This is a genomic window from Streptococcus sp. A12 (assembly GCF_905372335.1).
Lineage (GTDB): Bacteria > Bacillota > Bacilli > Lactobacillales > Streptococcaceae > Streptococcus.
The window spans coordinates 1-3,801 of the sequence record NZ_CAJPOU010000093.1 but is presented as its reverse complement, the minus strand read 5'-3'; the positions used below and the strand labels follow the sequence as shown (position 1 = coordinate 3,801).

The following is a 3,801-nucleotide window of genomic DNA, read 5'->3' as shown; positions in this document are numbered from 1 at the left end:
GGAGCATCTTGTAAATAGGCTTTTACATTCTCCAAGTTTTCTAAAATACCAAGATGAAAAGCGGCAGAAGCAAAAGTTTTATCAAAAGGCTGGGTGCAGACGCTCCGAAACTCTACTGTCCCCCGTGTCGTCAAATCTTGATACTGGTAACTTCTGTGATTCTTGAAGTCCGTTTCCCTTGGAGTCAAGTTTACTTTTTCACCTGAAAGGCTATAAGCCTCAATAGTTTTCTGACTCATGTATTCATTAGCAGCTATCGGATAGAAATAGTAGGATTTACCTTCCCGTTCAGCAGTGAAAAGCGCTGATTTACTAAGATAAGCAAAAAAATCATCTTCTGTTTGAAAGTCTTTCGAATTAACGCCTGCATTTTCCTGTAAAATGCCATGCATCGATTGCTCCCAGAAAATATCCCGAGCTATTTTTGTATCCCAAGAAGAATCTGAAAACTCTGAATTGGCAAAGAGGTATGCTTTAGCAGCTTCAATTTGATTGAAGACATTGATGACGCTTAAATAATTTTCTCTTGAGACATCCAGCTGAACTTGACTCCCACAAATAAAAGCACCATATTCTGGATAATTGTGCAAACCTTCCATGTTCTTTCCCATAGCTAAATACTGCATCAGCATTTCATATCTTGGATATTTAACTGGACTATTATCATTTTCAGCCCAGAAAGGATGAATACCTTCTCCTTGAATTTCATGGTTTTCTTCGCGCAGAATTGGCTGAATAATGTTCAGATAGTTCTTAAAACGCTCTTCAACTTCTTGAATTCTACTAGCCTTGGCAAAAGCGAATTCCAAAGTATTGTAAGAAACCTCAAAAAGAATTCTGTCTTCATTTTTAGTAGATTTCAGTTGGATGGGATTGCCATCTCTATCAAATCGTTCCGACTCAAAATCATACTCTTTCAACAGACATTTCAAAAGATTCTTGGCAACATTTGGATCCGTCGCTCCGCCCTGGCAATTGACAATAGGAAATTCTAACTCAATGCCAATGTAGACAGTTGGATTTTCTTTAATATTCTTTAAATAACGCTCTTTTAAAATTTGGATTGAATCAGTCATTTCCATTTCCTATAAATTTTTGATAGTGTTAGAGTATTATAACAAAATTTCAGGTGTTTTCCTAGCTTCATGCAAAAACGCCTGCTTACGAAATTGTTTTTGGATTAAAAGCAATTTCGTAAACAAGCGTCTACCTATTATCAACTATATGATGAGTGTTCCCGCTAGGAAAGAATCCTAGCGGTAGACCAGAGCTAGACTAAGAATAGAGATTCTATTCCATCATCATAACACTCAACAAAGATTGATGATCTTAAACTAATTCGATGATTGCCATTGGCGCAGCATCTCCACGGCGCGGTTCAGTTTTCAGGATACGAGTATATCCACCGTTGCGCTCTGCATAGCGTGGTGCAATCTCAGAGAACAATTTTTGAAGAGCAGTAGTTGTAGTATACTTTTCTGTTGCTTCATCATAGTTTTCTGATGCGATTTCATTGCGTACAAAAGCTGCTGCTTGACGACGAGCGTGCAAGTCTCCACGTTTGCCCAATGTAATCATTTTTTCAACTGTTTTACGGATTTCTTTAGCACGAGCTTCAGTTGTCACGATTGATTCGTTGATCAAAAGGTCAGTTGTCAAATCGCGAAGCATTGCTTTACGTTGTGAGCTAGTGCGTCCTAGTTTACGGTAAGCCATGTATTCCTCCTTTATTTATCGTTTTTTAACCCCAGACCGAGATCAGCAAGTTTAACTTTTACTTCTTCCAGACTCTTACGTCCTAAGTTACGAACTTTCATCATTTCAGGCTCAGATTTTTCTGTCAAATCAAATACAGTATTGATACCTGCACGTTTCAAACAGTTGTATGAGCGAACTGACAAATCTAATTCTTCGATGGTCCGTTCCAAAATGCGGTCATCAGAAGTCTTTTCTGCTTCCTTCATAACATCTGCAGCAATAGCTACTTCTGTCAGGTTAGTGAAGAGATTCAAATGTTCCGTAAGGATGCGGGCTGAAAGTCCCAAAGCATCTTCTGGAATAATTGTTCCATTCGTTAAAATTTCAAGGGTTAGTTTGTCAAAACCATCGTTGCTACCAACACGAGCTGGCTCAACTTGGTAATTAACTTTTGTCACTGGCGTATAGATAGAATCCACCGCAAGTGTTCCCACTGGTGCATCATCTTTCTTATTTTCATCAGCAGGCACATAACCACGGCCGCTGTTAACAGTCATCGTTGCCTTAAAGCTTGCGCCTTCTCCGATTGTAAAGAGATAATGATCAGGGTTTATAATTTCAATATCACTGTCTGTCAAAATGTCTCCGGCAGTTACTTCTGCTGGTCCTTCAACATCCAGTTCAATAATCTTTTCGTCTTGGACGTAAGATTTTACAGCAATCCCTTTGACGTTCAGAATAATTTGCATCACGTCTTCGCGGACACCGGAAATTGTATCAAACTCGTGCAAAACACCTTCAATATTAATTGAAGTAACAGCAGCACCTGGAAGTGAAGCCAAAAGCACACGGCGAAGAGAATTTCCCAGTGTTGTACCATAACCACGCTCAAGCGGCTCTACTACAAACTTGCCATAATCTTTATTTTCATCAATTTTTGTTATATTTGGTTTTTCAAACTCAATCATTTGCTATACTCCCTCTGAAACGAAAAGCTGTGTAATTGTTGATGATTATACACGGCGACGTTTTGGAGGACGAGCACCATTGTGTGGCACTGGAGTCACATCACGAATAGCTGTTACTTCAAGACCAGCGGCAGCAAGAGCACGAATAGCAGACTCACGACCAGAACCTGGACCTTTTACAGTAACTTCAACTGATTTCAGACCGTGTTCCTGTGCAGATTTAGCAGCTGCTTCAGATGCCATTTGGGCAGCAAATGGTGTAGATTTACGAGAACCTTTAAATCCAAGAGCTCCAGCAGATGACCAAGCAATCGCATTACCATGCACATCAGTAATCATAACAATAGTGTTATTAAATGTAGCGTGAATATGAGCAATACCAGATTCGATATTCTTTTTCACACGACGTTTACGTGTTGGTTTAGCCAAGACTTTTACCTCCTATATTATTTTTTCTTACCAGCAATCGCAACAGCTTTACCTTTACGAGTGCGAGCGTTGTTTTTAGTGTTTTGTCCACGGACAGGAAGTCCACGACGGTGACGGATACCACGGTATGAACCGATTTCCATCAAACGTTTGATGTTCAAGTTCACTTCACGACGAAGGTCACCTTCAACTTTGATTGCATCCACTTCACGACGGATAGCATCTTCTTGATCTGATGTAAGGTCACGTACACGAACATCTTCTGAGATTCCAGCAGCAGCCAAAATTTTCTTAGATGTTGCAAGTCCGATACCATAAACGTAAGTCAATGAGATTACTACGCGTTTGTCATTTGGAATGTCAACTCCAGCAATACGAGCCATGTTTTCTCCTTTCTATCTTATCCTTGACGTTGTTTGTGTTTTGGATTTGCTGGGCAAATTACCATAACACGACCATTACGACGAATTACTTTACAGTATTCGCAAATTGGTTTGACCGATGGTCTTACTTTCATTTCTTATCCCTCCAAGTTTTTCGATTATTTAAAGCGGTAAGTGATACGTCCACGTGTCAAGTCATATGGACTCATCTCGACAGTAACACGATCTCCCGCTAAAATACGAATATAGTTTTTACGAATTTTACCAGAAACTGTTGCTAAAATCTGATGTCCATTTTCAAGTTCAACCGTAAACATTGCATT

The 3,801-nt window shown here is 39.6% G+C and carries 7 protein-coding genes; all 7 read right to left on the bottom strand.

Annotation, left to right across the window (positions count from 1 at the left end):
• Positions 1 to 1,082: glutamate-cysteine ligase family protein (locus QZ158_RS08040; RefSeq protein WP_293887444.1), on the bottom strand; the 1,082-nt coding region annotated here is incomplete at its 3' end.
• 247 nt (positions 1,083 to 1,329) lie between these two features.
• On the bottom strand, positions 1,330 to 1,716 hold the full coding sequence (rplQ, locus tag QZ158_RS08035; protein ID WP_002894521.1) for a 50S ribosomal protein L17: 387 nt from the start codon (positions 1,714 to 1,716) through the stop codon (positions 1,330 to 1,332).
• An 11-nt stretch (positions 1,717 to 1,727) separates the two neighbouring features.
• A complete protein-coding gene (locus QZ158_RS08030; protein WP_002894519.1) occupies positions 1,728 to 2,666 on the bottom strand; it encodes a DNA-directed RNA polymerase subunit alpha in 939 nt (312 codons plus the stop codon).
• Between the two features lie 45 nt (positions 2,667 to 2,711).
• Entirely contained in the window at positions 2,712 to 3,095 is a 384-nt protein-coding gene (gene rpsK / locus QZ158_RS08025; protein WP_001118385.1) for a 30S ribosomal protein S11, read from the bottom strand.
• A 17-nt stretch (positions 3,096 to 3,112) separates the two neighbouring features.
• On the bottom strand, positions 3,113 to 3,478 hold the full coding sequence (rpsM, locus tag QZ158_RS08020) for a 30S ribosomal protein S13 (protein ID WP_000090781.1): 366 nt from the start codon (positions 3,476 to 3,478) through the stop codon (positions 3,113 to 3,115).
• 17 nt (positions 3,479 to 3,495) lie between these two features.
• Positions 3,496 to 3,612: a 50S ribosomal protein L36 gene (rpmJ, locus tag QZ158_RS08015; RefSeq protein WP_001808836.1), complete on the bottom strand. Its 117-nt coding sequence runs from the start codon at positions 3,610 to 3,612 to the stop codon at positions 3,496 to 3,498.
• Positions 3,613 to 3,636: 24 nt separating this feature from the next.
• A partial coding sequence (infA, locus tag QZ158_RS08010) for a translation initiation factor IF-1 (protein WP_293887446.1) occupies positions 3,637 to 3,801 on the bottom strand: 165 nt, incomplete at its 5' end.